This is a genomic window from Alterinioella nitratireducens (assembly GCF_013155465.1).
Classification (GTDB): domain Bacteria; phylum Pseudomonadota; class Alphaproteobacteria; order Rhodobacterales; family Rhodobacteraceae; genus Alterinioella; species Alterinioella nitratireducens.
Window position 1 is genome coordinate 71,026 of the sequence record NZ_JABJVX010000004.1, and the last position, 16,999, is coordinate 88,024.

The 16,999-nt window shown below is 63.8% G+C and carries 17 protein-coding genes; 8 read left to right on the forward strand and 9 right to left on the reverse strand.

The window, feature by feature from the left end:
• Window positions 1–80: 80 nt before the first annotated feature.
• The 9 genes from odhB to HNS34_RS08080 all read right to left on the reverse strand — a co-directional run bounded on the left by odhB (window position 81) and on the right by HNS34_RS08080 (window position 10,695).
• Window positions 81–1,610, reverse strand: a complete 1,530-nt coding sequence (gene odhB, locus HNS34_RS08040) for a 2-oxoglutarate dehydrogenase complex dihydrolipoyllysine-residue succinyltransferase (protein ID WP_172319540.1) — start codon at window positions 1,608–1,610, stop codon at window positions 81–83.
• Between the two features lie 3 nt (window positions 1,611–1,613).
• The gene (locus HNS34_RS08045; RefSeq protein ID WP_172319541.1) at window positions 1,614–4,580 is read right to left on the reverse strand and encodes a 2-oxoglutarate dehydrogenase E1 component; all 2,967 of its coding nucleotides are present in this window, start codon (window positions 4,578–4,580) and stop codon (window positions 1,614–1,616) included.
• Between the two features lie 170 nt (window positions 4,581–4,750).
• Window positions 4,751–5,473, reverse strand: a complete 723-nt coding sequence (locus HNS34_RS08050; RefSeq protein WP_268879085.1) for a sulfotransferase family 2 domain-containing protein — start codon at window positions 5,471–5,473, stop codon at window positions 4,751–4,753.
• A 4-nt stretch (window positions 5,474–5,477) separates the two neighbouring features.
• Complete coding sequence (gene sucD / locus HNS34_RS08055) at window positions 5,478–6,359, reverse strand: succinate--CoA ligase subunit alpha (protein ID WP_172319543.1); 882 nt, start codon at window positions 6,357–6,359, stop codon at window positions 5,478–5,480.
• 25 nt (window positions 6,360–6,384) lie between these two features.
• Window positions 6,385–6,933 (reverse strand): hypothetical protein, encoded by a 549-nt coding sequence (locus tag HNS34_RS08060; protein WP_172319544.1) that lies wholly within the window; start codon window positions 6,931–6,933, stop codon window positions 6,385–6,387.
• Between the two features lie 34 nt (window positions 6,934–6,967).
• Complete coding sequence (locus tag HNS34_RS08065) at window positions 6,968–7,168, reverse strand: hypothetical protein (protein WP_172319545.1); 201 nt, start codon at window positions 7,166–7,168, stop codon at window positions 6,968–6,970.
• Between the two features lie 548 nt (window positions 7,169–7,716).
• Window positions 7,717–8,910, reverse strand: coding sequence for an ADP-forming succinate--CoA ligase subunit beta (gene sucC, locus HNS34_RS08070; protein ID WP_172319546.1), 1,194 nt, complete (start codon window positions 8,908–8,910; stop codon window positions 7,717–7,719).
• A gap of 298 nt (window positions 8,911–9,208) precedes the next feature.
• Window positions 9,209–10,171, reverse strand: a complete 963-nt coding sequence (mdh, locus tag HNS34_RS08075) for a malate dehydrogenase (protein WP_172319547.1) — start codon at window positions 10,169–10,171, stop codon at window positions 9,209–9,211.
• A gap of 212 nt (window positions 10,172–10,383) precedes the next feature.
• On the reverse strand, window positions 10,384–10,695 hold the full coding sequence (locus HNS34_RS08080) for a hypothetical protein (RefSeq protein WP_172319548.1): 312 nt from the start codon (window positions 10,693–10,695) through the stop codon (window positions 10,384–10,386).
• 321 nt (window positions 10,696–11,016) lie between these two features.
• Here HNS34_RS08080 and HNS34_RS08085 point away from each other — a divergent pair, with 321 nt between their 5' ends.
• The 8 genes from HNS34_RS08085 to HNS34_RS08120 all read left to right on the forward strand — a co-directional run bounded on the left by HNS34_RS08085 (window position 11,017) and on the right by HNS34_RS08120 (window position 16,996).
• On the forward strand, window positions 11,017–11,874 hold the full coding sequence (locus HNS34_RS08085; RefSeq protein WP_172319549.1) for an HpcH/HpaI aldolase/citrate lyase family protein: 858 nt from the start codon (window positions 11,017–11,019) through the stop codon (window positions 11,872–11,874).
• Window positions 11,874–12,428 (forward strand): NnrU family protein, encoded by a 555-nt coding sequence (locus HNS34_RS08090; protein WP_172319550.1) that lies wholly within the window; start codon window positions 11,874–11,876, stop codon window positions 12,426–12,428. The genes HNS34_RS08085 and HNS34_RS08090 overlap by 1 nt, the downstream gene beginning before the upstream one ends.
• Window positions 12,429–12,442: 14 nt before the next feature.
• Window positions 12,443–13,474, forward strand: a complete 1,032-nt coding sequence (locus tag HNS34_RS08095; RefSeq protein WP_172319551.1) for a MaoC family dehydratase — start codon at window positions 12,443–12,445, stop codon at window positions 13,472–13,474.
• A 55-nt stretch (window positions 13,475–13,529) separates the two neighbouring features.
• Window positions 13,530–13,940 (forward strand): hypothetical protein, encoded by a 411-nt coding sequence (locus tag HNS34_RS08100; RefSeq protein WP_172319552.1) that lies wholly within the window; start codon window positions 13,530–13,532, stop codon window positions 13,938–13,940.
• A gap of 160 nt (window positions 13,941–14,100) precedes the next feature.
• Window positions 14,101–14,493 carry a succinate dehydrogenase, cytochrome b556 subunit gene (gene sdhC / locus HNS34_RS08105; protein ID WP_172319553.1) on the forward strand — a complete coding sequence of 131 codons (393 nt, stop codon included), beginning with the start codon at window positions 14,101–14,103 and terminating at the stop codon, window positions 14,491–14,493.
• Window positions 14,494–14,496: 3 nt separating this feature from the next.
• Entirely contained in the window at window positions 14,497–14,868 is a 372-nt protein-coding gene (gene sdhD / locus HNS34_RS08110; RefSeq protein ID WP_172319554.1) for a succinate dehydrogenase, hydrophobic membrane anchor protein, read from the forward strand.
• A gap of 25 nt (window positions 14,869–14,893) precedes the next feature.
• Window positions 14,894–16,702 carry a succinate dehydrogenase flavoprotein subunit gene (gene sdhA / locus HNS34_RS08115; protein ID WP_172319555.1) on the forward strand — a complete coding sequence of 603 codons (1,809 nt, stop codon included), beginning with the start codon at window positions 14,894–14,896 and terminating at the stop codon, window positions 16,700–16,702.
• A 9-nt stretch (window positions 16,703–16,711) separates the two neighbouring features.
• A complete protein-coding gene (locus HNS34_RS08120) occupies window positions 16,712–16,996 on the forward strand; it encodes a hypothetical protein (RefSeq protein ID WP_328700493.1) in 285 nt (94 codons plus the stop codon).
• Window positions 16,997–16,999 lie beyond the last annotated feature (3 nt).

Here is a 16,999-nt window from a genome sequence, read left to right on the forward strand (position 1 = left end):
GGGCGCGTGGGCGGGAAAAATCTTCCCGAAGATTTTTCAGGGCGGAAGAATTTTGGGCAAAATTCTTCCGCTTGGACCGCTTACAAATCCATCAGCAACCGGCGCGGATCCTCCAGCGCTTCCTTGACGCGCACCAGGAACGTCACCGCCCCCTTGCCGTCAACGATCCGGTGATCGTAGCTGAGCGCCAGATACATCATCGGGCGGATCACGATCTCGCCGTCCACGACCATCGCGCGGTCCTGGATCTTGTGCATCCCCAGGATCCCCGATTGCGGCGGGTTCAGGATGGGCGAGGACATAAGCGAGCCGTAGACACCCCCGTTCGAGATGGTGAAGGTGCCGCCCTGCATCTCGGCCATGGACAGCTTGCCATCCCGCGCGCGTCGGCCCTTTTCGCCGATCGCCTTCTCGATCTCGGCAAAGCTCATCCGGTCGGCATTGCGGATGACCGGCACGACAAGGCCCTGCGGCGTGCCGGCGGCGACGCCCATATGCACGAAGTTCTTATAGACGATTTCATTGCCGTCGATCTCGGCATTGACCTCTGGCACCTCTTTCAGCGCGTGGCAGCAGGCCTTGGTGAAGAAGGACATGAAGCCCATGCGCACGCCGTGCTTCTTCTCGAACGCCTCCTTGTAGGTGTTGCGGAGCGCCATCACCTCGGTCATGTCCACCTCATTGTAGGTGGTCAGGATCGCGGCGGTGTTCTGGGCGTCCTTGAGGCGGCGGGCAATGGTCTGGCGCAGGCGGGTCATCTTGACGCGTTCGATGCGGTCGGCGTCCTCGGCGGCATCGGGCGCACGCGGGGCTTGGGCGGGGCTTTCCGTCTTGGCGGGGGCGGAGCCTGCGGCGGCCTTCACCACATCCTCTTTCATCACCCGGCCATCGCGGCCCGAGCCCTTGACGCTGGCCGCGTCGATGCCCTTTTCGGCCATGATCTTCTTGGCGGCGGGGGCGTCTTCCACGTCCTTGCCGCTGCTGGCCTGGGCCTTTTCTTCCGACGCGTCGGGGCGGGGGCCGGGTTCGACCGTGCCATCCGCGCTGCCCGAGATCACCGCGAGCTTGGCCTTGGCATCGACCGTGGTGCCCTCGGGGGCGACGATTTCCGTCAACACGCCGCCGCAGGGCGCGGGCACCTCGACCGAGACCTTGTCGGTCTCCAACTCGCACAGCATCTCGTCCTGGCTGACGGCATCGCCGACCTGCTTGAACCAGGTGGCCACCGTCGCTTCGGTGACACTTTCGCCCAATGTCGGCACCATCACATCGGTGGAGCCGTTGCCTCCCTTCGCGGGGGTCTCATCGGCATCCGGTTTCGCCTTGGGCTTCTCCTCGGCATCGTCTTTGGACCCGCCGTCAGAGGCCCCGTCACCGGCATCCAGCGTCGCCAGCAGCGCGTCGACGCCGACGGTCTCGCCTTCCTCGGCCACGATCTCGGCCAGCGTTCCGGCGGCGGGCGAGGGCACTTCGACCGTCACCTTGTCGGTCTCCAGCTCGCAGAGCATTTCGTCTACGGCGACAGAGTCACCCGGTTTCTTGAACCAGGTTGCGATGGTCGCCTCGGTGACACTTTCGCCCAGGGTGGGCACGCGGACTTCTACGGACATGGATTACTTCCCTTCGATCGTGAGCGCATCGTTGACGAGTGCGGCTTGCTGTTCTTTGTGCATGGAGGCGAGGCCGGTCGCGGGCGACGCGGCGGCGTGACGCCCGGCATAGCGCGGGCGCGTGTGATCGGCGCCGATCCGGCTCAATACCCATTCGATATTGGGTTCGACAAAGCTCCACGGGCCCTGGTTCTTGGGCTCTTCCTGGCACCAGACCATCTCGGCGCCCTTGAAGCGCTCCAACTCCTTGACCAGGGCCAGCGCCGGGAACGGGTAGAATTGCTCCAGCCGCAGCAGGTAGACATCCGTGATCCCGCGCTTGTCGCGTTCTTCCAGCAGGTCGTAATAGACCTTGCCCGAGCACATGACGACGCGCTTGATCTGGTCATCCGCCACCAGTTCGGTGTCGGAATGGCCCTTCTGGGCGTCATCCCACAGCACCCGGTGAAAGCTGGACCCGGTGGTGAAATCGTCGGCATCGCTGATCGCCAGCTTGTGACGCAGCAGCGATTTCGGCGTCATCAGGACCAGCGGCTTGCGGAAATCGCGGTGGATCTGGCGGCGCAGGATGTGGAAGTAGTTGGCGGGCGTCGTGCAGTTGGCGACGATCCAGTTATCTTCGGCGCACATCTGCAACCAGCGCTCCAGCCGGGCCGAGGAGTGTTCCGGCCCCTGGCCCTCATAGCCATGCGGCAGCAGCATCACGAGGCCCGACATGCGCAGCCATTTGCGTTCGCCCGAGGAAATGAACTGGTCGAACATGATCTGCGCGCCATTGGCGAAATCGCCGAACTGCGCCTCCCAGGCGACCAGCGCGTTGGGTTCGGCTAGACTGTAGCCGTATTCGAACCCGAGCACGGCATATTCCGACAGCATCGAGTCGATGACCTCGTATTGCGCCTGCCCCTCGCGGATGTTGTTGAGCGGGTAGTAGCGGTCCTCGGTCTCCTGGCTGACCAGCGCGGAATGACGCTGGCTGAAGGTGCCGCGGCTGCTGTCCTGACCCGACAGGCGCACCGGGTAGCCCTCGGTCAGGAGGCTGCCGAAGGCAAGCGCCTCGGCGGTGGCCCAGTCAAAGCCCTTGCCGCTGTCGAACATCTCCTTCTTGGCGTCCAGAAGCCGCCCGACCGTCTTGTGCAGGGCGAAGCCGTCCGGGGCTGTGACCAGCGCCTTTCCGACCTCCTCGAAGGTCTCGGGCTTGATCGCGGTCTGGCCGCGCTCATATTCCTCGCCCTCGCGGTCCAGGTGGCTCCAGCGCCCGTCCAGCCAGTCGGCCTTGTTGGGCTTGTAGCTTTTTCCGGCCTCGAACTCATCGTTCAGATGGCTCTGGAAGGCGGCCTTCATATCCTCGATCTCGCCCTCGGGGATCAGCCCGTCATTGACCAGCCGGTCGGTGTAGATCTGAAGGGTGGTCTTCTGTTTCTTGATCTTCTTGTACATGATCGGGTTGGTGAACATGGGCTCATCGCCCTCGTTATGACCGAACCGGCGGTAGCAGAAGATGTCCAGCACCACGTCCTTGTGGAATTTCTGGCGGAACTCGGTGGCGACGCGGGCGGCGTGGACCACGGCCTCGGGGTCGTCGCCATTGACGTGGAAGATCGGCGCCTCGACCATCAGCGCGATATCGGTGGGGTAGGGGCTGGAGCGGCTGAAATGCGGCGCGGTGGTAAAGCCGATCTGGTTGTTGACGACGATATGCATCGTGCCGCCGGTGCGGTGGCCGCGCAGACCGGACAGGCCGAAGCCCTCGGCCACCACGCCTTGCCCCGCAAAGGCCGCGTCGCCATGCAGCAAGATGCCCAGAACCGCGGTCCGGTCCGAGTCGTTCTGCTGATCCTGCTTGGCGCGCACCTTGCCCAGGACGACGGGGTTCACCGCCTCAAGGTGGCTGGGGTTCGCGGTCAGGCTGAGATGAACCGAATTGCCGTCGAAACTGCGGTCCGAGGACGCGCCGAGGTGATATTTCACATCGCCCGAGCCATCCACGTCCTCGGGCTTGAAGCTGCCGCCCTGAAACTCGTTGAAGATCGCGCGGTAGGGTTTGGCCATCACGTTGGCCAGCACCGAAAGACGCCCCCGATGCGGCATCCCGATGACGATGTCCTTGACGCCCAGGGCGCCGCCGCGCTTGATGATCTGCTCCATCGCCGGGATCAGTGCCTCGCCGCCATCGAGGCCGAAGCGCTTGGTGCCCATGTATTTCACATGCAGGAATTTCTCGAAGCCCTCGGCCTCGACCAGCTTGTTCAGGATCGCCTTGCGCCCCTCGCGGGTGAATTTGATCTCCTTGTCGAAACCTTCGATCCGCTCCTTCAGCCAGCCGGCCTCCTCGGGGTTTGAGATGTGCATGTATTGCAGCGCGAAGGTGCCGCAATAGGTCCGCTTCACGATCTCCAGGATCTGCCGCATCGAGGCGACATCGAGCCCAAGCACCTGGTCGATGAAGATGGGCCGGTCCATGTCGGAATCGACAAAGCCGTAGCTCGCCGGGTCCAGCTCGGGATGCGGCGTGTGGGCGCGCATGCCAAGCGGGTCCAGATCGGCCACCAGATGCCCCCGGATGCGGTAGGCCCGGATCAGCATCAGCGCGCGCAAGCTGTCCAGAACCGCGCGGCGCACCGCCTCATCCGAGACCGAAACGCCCTTTTCGGACGCCTTGTCGGCGATCTTCTTGGCCGCCGCCTTTGCCTCGGCGGACGCCGTGTCGGGCCATTCCCCGGTCAGGGCATGGGTCAGGTCGTCTCCCGGCATCGGCGGCCAGTCGGCGCGCGCCCAGGACGGGCCGGCGGCCTCGGCCTTGACCTGCGCCTCGCCATCGCCGAGCGATTTGAAGAACTCCACCCAGGCCTGGTCCACGGCGGCGGGATCGCGCGCGTACTGGGCGTAGAGCTGCTCCAGATATTCGGCATTATGGCCCTGCATGAAGCTGGAGGCCTGGAAGGCGTCGTTGGGGGATTGGTCGGTCATGGGGGGGACCTCATGTGGGTTGGGACCGTATCTATTGGGGCCGGGTTAGGGGCAAATGTGTGGAGCGAGGTAGAGGCGAACCCGCGACAAAATGAAATGGCTTTCGACAGGATGGGCACACCGCGGACAAGGCGAACCCTTGGAATTTACCAAATCTCCACCGGTTTGCGTCACGTGCTGAGAACTCTTGAGGCATCGTCAGGATCTAGCGAGTAGCCGCCCGCAGCGAACATCCAGCCAAGCTCATTGCGAACGATATCTGCGGTCGAGCGATCATACCAGTCCGCAATCGGCATGCGATCTCCACTGCGCGAAGCCGTTTTTGATTTTCCGACACGAAGTTCCATGGGCTCCATACTACAGCTAGCGCAGACTCTTCGCATATCGTCCTCGAGGAACTCAGAGCGAACCCAGTGGTCAATCACCTGCTGATTGCCCAAATGAGTTGCCTCGTAGTCTACATGGAAACCTGGCCGGGTTCGGATGTCGCCGCCGGTTGTTTGGACGAACTCTCGGAATTTGGACACAAGTTGTGAGCGGCTCAATCCACTGATGTCCAAAACCACATCATGTCCTTTCGACCGCCAGAAAAACGCGGATACTGTCTTGTCGAAGGGATTCCGCACCATTGCAATTTTCGAATACCGATCAAAGAGCTCTTCTCCGAGTGCCGCACGGATGCGTTTCACCGGTGCGTGTGGCCCCCCCCAGCAATCGTCGCCGTGATTTCCGCCTGTCGAGATTATTCCATGCTCAGTTTCACGTGGGAGCGGCCTAATTGTTGGGTCGGTTCCAGGCGCAAGGCAAAAAGGAACAAGGGCGTTCTCCGCGGCCGTACTCGCTGTTTTGAACGTCTTCATATAAACGAATTGGTATCGGTGCGAAATCAACATGGTATCACCCAATCGCCTCAAGCACCGCCTCTCCAAGCGTCGCGGGGCTGTCGGCCACCACGATCCCGGCGGCGCGCATGGCTTCGATCTTGTCGTCGGCGCCGCCCTTGCCGCCGGCGACGATGGCACCGGCATGACCCATGCGGCGGCCCGGAGGGGCGGTGCGGCCCGCGATGAAACCGGCGGTTGGCTTCCAGCGGCCCTTCTTCCTCTCGTCGGCCAGGAATTGCGCCGCGTCTTCCTCGGCATTGCCGCCGATCTCGCCGATCATGATGATCGACTGGGTCTCGTCATCTGCCAGGAACATCTCCAGCACGTCGATATGCTCGGTCCCCTTGATCGGGTCGCCGCCGATGCCCACGGCGGTGGACTGGCCCAGGCCGATATCCGAGGTCTGCTTGACCGCCTCATAGGTCAGCGTGCCGGAGCGGCTGACGACACCCACCGACCCGCGCTTGTGGATATGGCCCGGCATGATGCCGATCTTGCAGGCGTCGGGCGTGATGATGCCGGGGCAGTTGGGGCCGACCAGACGCGACTTGGAGCCCTCCAGCGCGCGCTTGACCCGCATCATGTCCAGCACCGGGATGCCTTCGGTGATGCAGCAAATGAGCTCCATCTCGGCGTCGATGGCCTCAAGGATGCTGTCGGCGGCAAAGGGTGGCGGCACATAGATGACACTGGCATTCGCCCCGGTTGTCGCGCGCGCCTCATGCACCGAGTTGAAAACCGGCAGGTCCAGATGCGTCTGCCCGCCCTTGCCGGGGGTCACGCCGCCGACCATCTTGGTGCCATAGGCGATCGCCTGCTCGGAATGGAAGGTGCCCTGGCTGCCGGTGAAGCCCTGGCAGATAACCTTGGTGTTTTCGTCGACGAGTACGGCCATGTTGCCTGTCCCTCTTTTTCTGGTTCTAGTCGGCGGGCGGCGGCAGCCGCTCCACGTTGATGAATGTTTCCTGGCCGTCCGACCCGTCCCGCGTGCCCACATGCACAACGGCCCGGATGCCGCGGGCGTTCAGCAGGCGGGCTTGGATGAAATGTGTGCCGTCATGGGCTTCGAAGCCGTCTGGCAACTCGGTGACGGTGCCGAAGACAGGCGGGCCTTGCATGGCGCTCCGCAAGGTCTCGGTCGCGTCCTCGACATGGTCGCCGGGAAAGGACACCTCGCAGCGCCGATTGGTGCCGGGCGTCGGATCATCCGGCGTGTCGCCAAGCGTGGTGTCGTAGAAGCTGGTCCCGAAGGGCAGGCCCGAGCCGCCCGCGTTGGCCACATGCGCCCGCATCCGCGCCTCCATCACCGCCGCCGTCTGGCCCGGATTGGTGCAGATCGCGGCGAAGGCCGATTGCGCCAGCGCGGCGGTATCAGGGGCCTCGTCGGCCACGGCCTGCCCTGCCGCAAACGCGACGGCCCCCGCGATGCAGAGGCCCTGCAAGAGCCGCCAATGGGGAAGGGAAGTCATGGGCTCAGATGCTCCTGGTCTCCAGCCGGGGTGGTCAGTAGTGGCGGGTGGCGGTGACGGCCTGCCCGTTCAGGATCACGCCGGGATGGCCCGGATCATCCAGCACCCGCTCCATCCCGTCGGTCGAGATCGGCGGAAAGAACGAATGGCCGTTGTTGCGCACCAGTTCCCGCGAGCAGCCCGCCAGGCCGAGCACGAGGACAGAGGCAATCGCGAGTTTCATGATGGCAGTCATGGTCGTCTCCTTTTGGTTTTCGTTCTGATTGTCTCTAAATTCCTGAATCTACAACGAGGGGTGCCAACTCAAAGCGAATCCAGTCGTAGGAGAATTTGGACGGTCTGACAGCCAGATTTCCCCCGGAGTATTCGGCAAGCTCCAACGGTGAAGGCCATCCTCAACGACAGCTGTAGTTAGACGATCGTCCAACCAGGTAGAGCGCGAAATGGATGACAACACTGAACTAAATTCACCATATTGTGAGGAAAGTGTGCAACCTTCGGTCCCAGGGCCTTGATCATACGCAAGCATAAAGACTCCGCTTCGGTAAACCCTCCGATCAGCTGCCGAAATTAAGTGCTCAAATCCGACTGCGAGGACGGTTTGGGACTCGCCGCCTGACCGCCAAGTCGATTGGAGACACAGTAGTTCGAATACTTGGCCAGCAACGTCACCGACGCTTATGGTGGGCTCGCTAGTCTGTGCGTAGGTCAGCGTCGGAAAAGAACCGCTGATGACCTGAAGAACTGCTGCGAAAGACAATATGGACAGGCTTCGCAAATCCCTTACCCCTTCACTGCTTTCACGATCTTCTGCGCGCCGTCTTTCAAATCGTCGGCGGCAATGACGTTGAGGCCCGAGGAATTGATGATCTCCTTGCCCTTTTCGACATTGGTCCCTTCCAGGCGCACCACCAGCGGCACCTGAAGGCCCACTTCCTTGACCGCCGAGACCACGCCCTCGGCGATGATGTCGCAGCGCATGATGCCGCCGAAGATATTGACCAGGATGCCCTTCACGTTCGGATCGGAGGTGATGATCTTGAACGCCTCGGTCACCTTCTCGGCGGTGGCGCCGCCGCCCACATCGAGGAAATTCGCAGGCTCGGCCCCGTAGAGCTTGATGATGTCCATCGTCGCCATGGCAAGCCCTGCACCATTCACCATGCAGCCGATCTCGCCATCCAGCGCGATATAGTTCAGGTCGTATTTCGAGGCCGCCAGTTCCTTGGGGTCTTCCTCGGTCTCGTCGCGCAGGGCCGCGATGTCGTCATGGCGGTAGATCGCGTTGCCGTCGAACCCGACCTTGGCGTCCAGCACCTTGAGGTCTCCATTATCCGTCACGATCAGCGGGTTGATCTCCAGCATCTCCATGTCCTTCTCGGTGAAGGCCTTGTAGAGGATGCCCATCAGTTGCACGCATTGCTTGACCTGCTGGCCCTGGAGGCCGAGGGCAAAGGCCACGCGGCGGCCATGGAACGGCTGGTAGCCGGATGCAGGGTCAACGCTGAAGGACAGGATCTTGTCGGGCGTCTCGGCGGCGACCTCCTCGATATCCATGCCGCCTTCCGTCGAACAGACGAAGGAGATCCGGCTGGTCTGCCGGTCGACCAGCAGCGCCAGGTACATCTCGGTCTCGATGCCCGAGCCATCCTCGATATAGATGCGGTTGACCTGCTTGCCCGAAGGGCCGGTCTGATGCGTCACCAGGGTGCGGCCGAGCATCTTCTTGGTGTGCTCGGCGGCCTCTTCGACCGACTTGGCCAGGCGCACGCCGCCCTGCTCGCCGGCATCGGCCTCCTTGAAGCTGCCCTTGCCGCGCCCGCCGGCGTGAATCTGCGCCTTCACGACCCAGAGCGGGCCGTCCAGCTCGCTTGCGGCTGTCTTGGCATTTTCGGCTTTCTGAACCACGCGGCCATCACTGACCGGGGCACCGTATTGGCGAAGCAGAGCCTTCGCCTGGTATTCATGAATGTTCATGAAACTGTCCCGTGTTGCTTTCGGTTGGGGCAGTCTAAACATGACCGGATGTTGAAAAGAAACAGCAATCCAGTTGCTTTTCAGGGATTCGCGGGGAAATCCGACATTTGTGATCACACGAATTGGGCCTGTGATCACATAAGTTCAAACCCGTGCCAATTCCGGTCTTCGCACGGCGAATCGACCCCGAATCGCGGGGTCGACCGACAGCATGCTGTCCCAGGCAGGCCGGGGTGACAAACGGAAAAGGGCCGGAGGCGATGCCCCCGGCCCCTGCGATACCCGCGCGGGGTGTGCCTTACTTCAGGCTCTCGTCGATGCCCTTGCAGGCTTCGATCAGGCCCTTGACGGCCTCGACCGATTTGGTGAACCCGGCCTGTTCTTCCTTCGACAGGTTGATCTCGACGATGCGCTCGATCCCGTCCTTGCCGATCACGGTCGGCACACCGACATACATGCCGTCGAGGCCGAACTCGCCGTCACACCAGGCCGCACAGGGCAGCACGCGCTTCTGGTCTTTCAGATAGGCTTCGGCCATTTCGATGGCGCTGGTGGCGGGCGCGTAGAAGGCCGAGCCGGTCTTCAGCAGGCCGACGATCTCGGCGCCGCCGTCACGCGTGCGCTGTACGATGGCGTCCAGTTTCTCCTGCGTGGTCCAGCCCATCTTGACGAGGTCGGGCAGGGGGATGCCCGCGACGGTGGAATAGCGCACCGAGGGCACCATCGTGTCGCCATGCCCGCCAAGCACGAAGGCGCTGACATCGCGCATCGAGACGCCGAATTCCTCGGCCAGGAAATGCCGGAAACGGCCCGAGTCGAGCACGCCCGCCATGCCGACGACCTTCTTGTGCGGCAGGCCGGAAAACTCGCGCAGCGCCCAGACCATTGCGTCCAGCGGATTGGTGATACAGATCACGAACGCATCGGGCGCGTTGGCGGCAATGCCCTCACCGACGGATTTCATGACTTTCAGGTTGATGCCAAGAAGGTCGTCGCGGCTCATGCCGGGCTTGCGCGGCACACCGGCGGTGACGATGACCACATCGGCGCCCGCTATGTCGGCGTAATCGGTGGTGCCTTTCATATCGGCATCGAACCCTGCGGCGGGGCCGGCCTCGGCGATATCCAGGGCCTTGCCCTGGGGGATGCCATCCGCAATGTCGAACAGGACGACATCGCCCAGTTCCTTGAGTGCTACCAGATGGGCAAGCGTGCCGCCGATCTGTCCTGCGCCGATAAGGGCGATCTTGGGTCTGGCCATGAGAGACGTTCTCCGAAGCTCCGTTGATATTGGAGCGTGGCCTATCCCCACTGGGAGAGTCGTGCAAGGCCCCTGCAATACGGCCCCATAGGCCACTGGTCGGGCGTTACCGGGCGCGGGCGTTCTAACGGTCGGATATCACGTTGTTTTTCGCGCCGACTGATGCAAATCGTCACTGTATACCGCAGTATGCCATCAGCGATTGCACCGCCCTACAGCGCTCCGCCCACCGGAACCGGGGCCAGGTTTTCCCAGTAGCGGCCCGAGGCGACAAGGCATGTGGTGCCGTTGGCGTCGGTCACGGTGATGGTCCAGGTGCCGGTTTCCTCGGACGCGAAGACCTCCACGATGCGGTTGCCCGGCCCCATGCCCCAGCTTTGCGCGACCTCGCCGAAGCGCCCGGTCAGCGTCTCGACGACCTGGTCGCGCGCGCCGCAGACGGCCCTTGGGGCCTGTGCGTGGAGCGTGCCGGTGGTGAGGATGACCGCCAGCGCGCCGGTGATCAGTTTGATTGCCTGTGTCATGGTCCTGCCTTTCAGGTCGAAGGGGGCAGGCTGACGGGGATCGGCATCCGAAAGGGGTGGGTAGGCAACGGATCCGTCCCGCAGCTCGTCCCCCGATTGGATCGGGTCCGCCATGAGCGGCGGATCGTCCCGACTATGCTCATAAAATAGCAAAGTAATGGTTAAGGCGCGAATAACCATTCTTCACCCCTCGGCGCGCGCCGCGTGATTGCGCAATAATATTTCGCTACGCTGCGGCGAAACGGAACTTGCGTTCGCAGCATTCTTGCTGTTCCTTGCGCCCGGAAGCAGACCGGACACAGACAGAAGGACCGCCCGCCGATGGATCAGACCGCCCGCCCATTCCGCTCGGTTCTCTATATCCCCGCCTCCAAGCCCCGCGCGCTGGAGAAGGCCAGGACCCTGCCCGTCGATGCCATCATCTTCGACCTCGAGGATGCCGTCGCGGTCGAGGAGAAGCCCGCCGCGCGCGCCACGCTGGCCGAGGCGCTGGCCCAGGGCGGCTACGGCCCGCGCATGAAGATCGTGCGCATCAACGGGCTGGATACCGATTGGGGCGCCGACGATGCCAGGGCCGCCGCCGGTATGGGCTGCGACGCAATCCTCCTGCCGAAAGTCGAACGCGCGGATCAGGTGCTGGCGCTGGCCGACCTCATCGGCGACACCCCCATCTGGGCCATGATGGAGACGCCGCGCGGTATGCTGAACGCGGCCCAGATCGCCGCCCATCCTCAGTTGCAGGGCTTTGTCATGGGCACCAATGACCTCGCCAAGGATCTGAACACGCGGGCTCGCCCCGACCGCCTGCCGGTGATGGCGGGGCTGGGCCTCTGCCTGCTGGCGGCCAAGGCCGAAGGCATCCCCATCGTCGACGGTGTCTACAATGCCTTCAAGGATGAGGACGGGCTGCGCGCCGAATGCGACCAGGGCCGCGACATGGGCTTTGACGGCAAGACCCTGATCCACCCCGCCCAGGTCGCCATCGCCAACGCCGCCTTCGCCCCGTCCGAGGCCGAGATCGACCTTGCCCGCCGCCAGATCGCAGCCTTCGAGCAGGCCGGGGCCGAAGGGCAGGGCGTCGCCGTCGTCGATGGCAGGATCGTCGAGAACTTGCATGTCGCCACCGCCCGCGCCACGCTGGCCAAAGCCGACATGATTGCCAGATTGGAAACCGCCTGATGTCCCTTATCCTCCTCCTCGCCGGTCTCGCCCTCTGGGCCGGGGCGCATTTCTTCAAGCGTATCGCACCCGATGCCCGCGCCCGGATGGGGCAGGGCGGCAAGGGCGTCATCGCGCTGGCTCTGGTCGGCGCGATCGTCCTGATGGTGATCGGCTATCGCGGGATGGACTTCATCCCGGTCTGGTCGCCGCCGCCCTTCCTGACCCATGTGAACAATCTGCTGGTCCTCATCGCGCTCTATCTGTTCGCGGCGGGCGATACCAAGGCGTCGCTGACGGCCCGTATGCGCCACCCGATGCTGGCGGGGATGAAGACCTGGGCCATCGCGCATCTGCTGGTCAATGGCGACCTTGCCTCGATCATCCTCTTTGGCGGGCTCCTGGCCTGGGCCGTGGCCGAGGTCATCGTGATCAACCGGGCCGAGCCCGGCTGGAAGGGCCGCGAAAACACCTCGCTCAAGGGCGATGCGATGGCGGCGGTCGGCGCGCTCGTCCTCTTCGTCGTGATCGGCTATATCCACAGCTGGCTCGGTCCCTGGCCGTTCGGCGGCTGAAGGGGCGCTGATAAATGGCCAAGACCAATCCCGGCAATTTCTTCGAGGATTACCGCCTCGGGCAGCGCATCGACCACGCCGTGCCGCGCACCGTTTCGGGGGGCGAACGCGCGCTCTACCATGCGCTCTACCCGGCCCGTCATGCGCTGCACTCCTCGGACGACTTCGCGCGCGCCTGCGGGCTGCCTGCCTCGCCCATCGACGATCTGGCCGCGTTTCATGTGGCCTTCGGCAAGACCGTGCCGGATGTCTCGCTCAACGCTGTCGCCAATCTGGGCTATGCCGAGGGGCGGTTCCGGAAGCCTGTGTTCCCCGGCGATACGCTGCGCAGCACCTCCGAAGTGATCGGCCTCAAGCAAAACTCCAACGGCAAATCCGGCGTGGTCTATGTCCGCACTGAGGGGCTGAACCAGAAGGGCGAGGTGGTGCTGGATTACGTGCGCTGGGTCATGGTGCGCAAGCACGACCTGAATGCCCTAGCCCCCGAAACCGTGATCCCCGATCTGGCCAAGGTGGTTCCGCCCGACAGCCTCGTGATCCCCGAGGGCCTCGATTTCACGCGCTACGATTTCACTCTGGCGGGTGAGCCGCACCGGATGGCCGATTACGAGGTCGGAGAGGTGATCGACCATGTCGATGGTGTCACCGTCGAAGAGGCCGAGCACATGCTGGCCACCCGCCTGTGGCAGAACACCGCCAAGGTCCATTTCGACGCGACCAACCGCGCCGATGGCAAGCGGCTGATCTATGGCGGGCACGTGATCAGCCTTGCGCGCGCGCTGTCCTTCAACGGCCTTGCCAACGCGCAGATGATCGCGGGCATCAACGCGGGCGCCCATGCCAACCCCTGCTTCGCGGGCGATACGGTCCGGGCCTGGACGGAGGTGCTGGACAAGGCCGAAACCTCTGCGCCGGGTGTGGGCGCGATGCGCCTGCGGCTGGTGGCAACCAAGGGCGGAGAGGTCGGCGCGCTGAAGGGCGCGGATGGCAAATACCTGGCCGACGTGCTGCTCGACCTGGATTACTGGGTGCTGATCCCGGTTTGACGCGGGGCACCCGCTGCGGCTACCGTGCCCCCATTCGTAACGGAGCGACGCCCCCATGATGATCCTGTCCCTGTCGCTCTATGGCCTTGCCGCGCTTGGCACCATCGGCATCGCCGCGCTCTATGTCTTCGGCCCGGTGCCAATGCCCTATCATCGCGAGATCCTGGAACGCGACGGCACGACACTCACGCCCGGGCTGGAGGCGGTGCTGACCGCCCTGTGCCGGATCCTGGGCGCGGGGCTGATGGCAAGCGGCATATCCGCGCTGCTCTTCGCCCTTGCGATCCAGGCGAGCGACCCCTTGCTGATCAAGATGCGCCCCCTGTTGATCGGGCTGATCGTCGGCCTGCCCTGCGTGATCTATCCGCGCCGGGTCGAGACGTTGACAGGGGTGCGCACACCCTGGCGTCCCGCCGTCGCGCTGATCGCGGTGATGCTGGCGGGGTTCGTTGCCTCGGTTCTGTGATCACACCGCCAATTCATGTGATCACAACCGCGAAAAATGCGGCGATACGACCCATGAAAGGGCGATGTTTTCCCATTGTCCCCCGTGACTCCGCCACAAAACTCGGTATTCATTGGGGCACACGGACCTGAGATACGCCTAACCTGAAAGGGTCACAGCCATGGCAGACGTTAACAGGGGCGACCGGCCCCTATCCCCGCACCTGCAAGTCTATCGCACCGAAATCAACATGGTCACGTCGATCCTGACCCGGATCACCGGCGTGGCGCTTCTGGGCGGCGCGGTTCTGTTCGTCTGGTGGCTGATGGCGGCGGCGGTGTCCGAGGAGTATTTCGCGACGGTCGACTGGCTGCTGACCTCGATCCTGGGCGATATCGTCATGACGCTCAGCGTCTGGGCGCTGTGGTATCACGCGCTGGCGGGCATCCGGCACCTGGTCTGGGACATGGGCTATGGCTTCCATCCCGACACCTCCGACAAATCCGCCTGGGGGGCTGTGATCGGCTCGGTGGCGCTGACCTTCCTGACCATCATCACGATCTGGGGGACCTGAGCCATGGCCATGATGACCGCCCGCAAACGAGTCGAGGGGTTGGGCTCGGCCCGCTCCGGCACCGATCACCACTGGAAGACGACGATCAGCTCGGTCGCGCTTCTGGTCATCGTGCCGATGTTCCTCTTTTCCGTCGCGCCGCTTCTGGGCAATCCCTATACGGACGTGCAGGCCGCCCTTGGCCGTCCCTTCCCGGCGCTCTCCACTGCCTTGATGCTGATCGTGGGCTTCTATCACTTCCGCCTCGGCATCCAGATGGTGATCGAGGATTACGTGCAGGGAACCGCGCGCAAGGTGTCCATCGTGGTCATGGCCTGCATCAGCTACGGTCTGATGGCGCTCGGCCTCATTTCCCTCGCTCAAATCGCGCTCTAATCCATTTCAGGGGGCTTTTCCGCTCATGACCGCTTCGCAAGAGATCATCCATCATACCTATGACGTCGTTGTTGTCGGGGCCGGCGGCGCGGGCCTGCGCGCGGCACTCGGCATGGCGGAACAGGGGTTGAAGACCGCCTGTGTCACCAAGGTCTTCCCGACCCGCAGCCACACGGTCGCGGCGCAGGGCGGGATCGCTGCCAGCCTCTCGAACATGGGGCCGGATCATTGGCAGTGGCACATGTATGACACCGTCAAGGGCTCCGACTGGCTCGGCGATACCGACGCGATGGAATATCTCGCGCGCGAGGCGCCCAAGGCGGTCTATGAGCTGGAACATTACGGCGTGCCCTTCAGCCGCACCGAGGAAGGCAAGATCTACCAGCGCCCCTTTGGCGGCCACACCACCGAGTTCGGCGAAGGCCCGCCCGTGCAGCGCACCTGCGCCGCCGCCGACCGCACCGGCCACGCCATCCTGCACACGCTCTATGGCCAGTCCCTCAAGCATAACGCCGAATTCTACATCGAATATTTCGCCACCGACCTGCTGATGTCCGAGGATGGCGAATGCCAGGGCGTCGTCGCGTGGAAACTGGATGACGGCACGCTGCACGTCTTCAACGCCAAGATAGTCGTGCTGGCCACCGGCGGCTATGGCCGCGCCTATTTCTCGGCCACCTCCGCCCATACCTGCACCGGCGATGGCGGCGGCATGGTGGCCCGCGCTGGCCTGCCGCTTCAGGATATGGAGTTCGTGCAGTTCCACCCCACCGGCATCTACGGCGCAGGGTGTCTGATCACCGAAGGAGCGCGCGGCGAGGGCGGGTATCTGACCAACTCCGAGGGCGAACGCTTCATGGAACGCTACGCGCCCACCTACAAGGATCTGGCGTCGCGCGACGTGGTTTCCCGCTGCATGACGATGGAAATCCGCGAAGGTCGCGGCGTCGGCGAAAAGGGCGACCATATCCACCTGCACCTCAACCACCTGCCCAAGGAAACGCTGGACCTGCGCCTGCCGGGCATCTCCGAATCCGCCCGCATCTTCGCCGGTGTCGACCTGACAAAGGAGCCGATCCCGGTCCTGCCGACCGTGCATTACAACATGGGCGGCATCCCGACGAATTACTGGGGCGAGGTGCTGAACCCGACCAAGAAGGATCCCGACGCCATCGTGCCGGGCCTGATGGCCGTGGGCGAGGCGGGATGCGCCAGCGTTCACGGGGCCAACCGCCTCGGCTCCAACTCCCTCATCGACCTCGTCGTTTTCGGCCGCGCCGCCGCGATCCGGGCGGGCAAGGTTGTGGACCCGGAGGCGTCGAACGCGCCCACCAACCAGGCCTCGCTCGACAAGGCACTGGGCCGCTTCGACGACATCCGCTATGCCAACGGGTCGATCCCGACCGCCGATCTGCGCGACGAAATGCAGCAGACCATGCAGGAAGACGCCGCCGTCTTCCGCACCGACAAGACGCTGGCCGAGGGCGTCGAGAAGATGCAGGCCGTCGCCGGCAAGATGTCCGATCTCAAGGTCACCGACCGCTCGCTGATCTGGAATTCGGACCTGATGGAGAGCCTTGAGCTCACCAACCTCATGCCCAACGCGATGGCCACCATCGTGGCGGCAGAGGCGCGCAAGGAAAGCCGCGGTGCCCATGCGCATGAGGATTACCCCGACCGCGACGACAAGAATTGGCGCAAGCATAGTCTCGCCACGGTCGACGGGGCCAAGGTGACGCTGGCCTATCGTCCCGTGCATCTCGATCCGCTGACGGACGAGGATCAGGGCGGCATCGACATGAAGAAGATCGCGCCCAAGGCGCGGGTCTATTAAGGTGGCCAGGTGAACGCGGCGGGTCATATTGCCATCGGGGTCGCTCTGGTCGTGCTTACGGCCTGCGGCCCGATGAGCGCCAGCCGCGCCTATGATCTCTGTTCCGAGCGCGCCCGCCTGGCCGCCCAACCGCGCGGCATGATCGGGGTGGGCGTCGGCTCGGGCGGGGCGTCCGCGACGGGGTCCATCACCATCACCAGCGACTACATCCAGGGCCGCGATCCCTACCTCGTCTATGACACTTGCTTCCGCCAGAACACCGGTGCCGGTCCGACCCGGCCCCTGTCGCTATGAGGC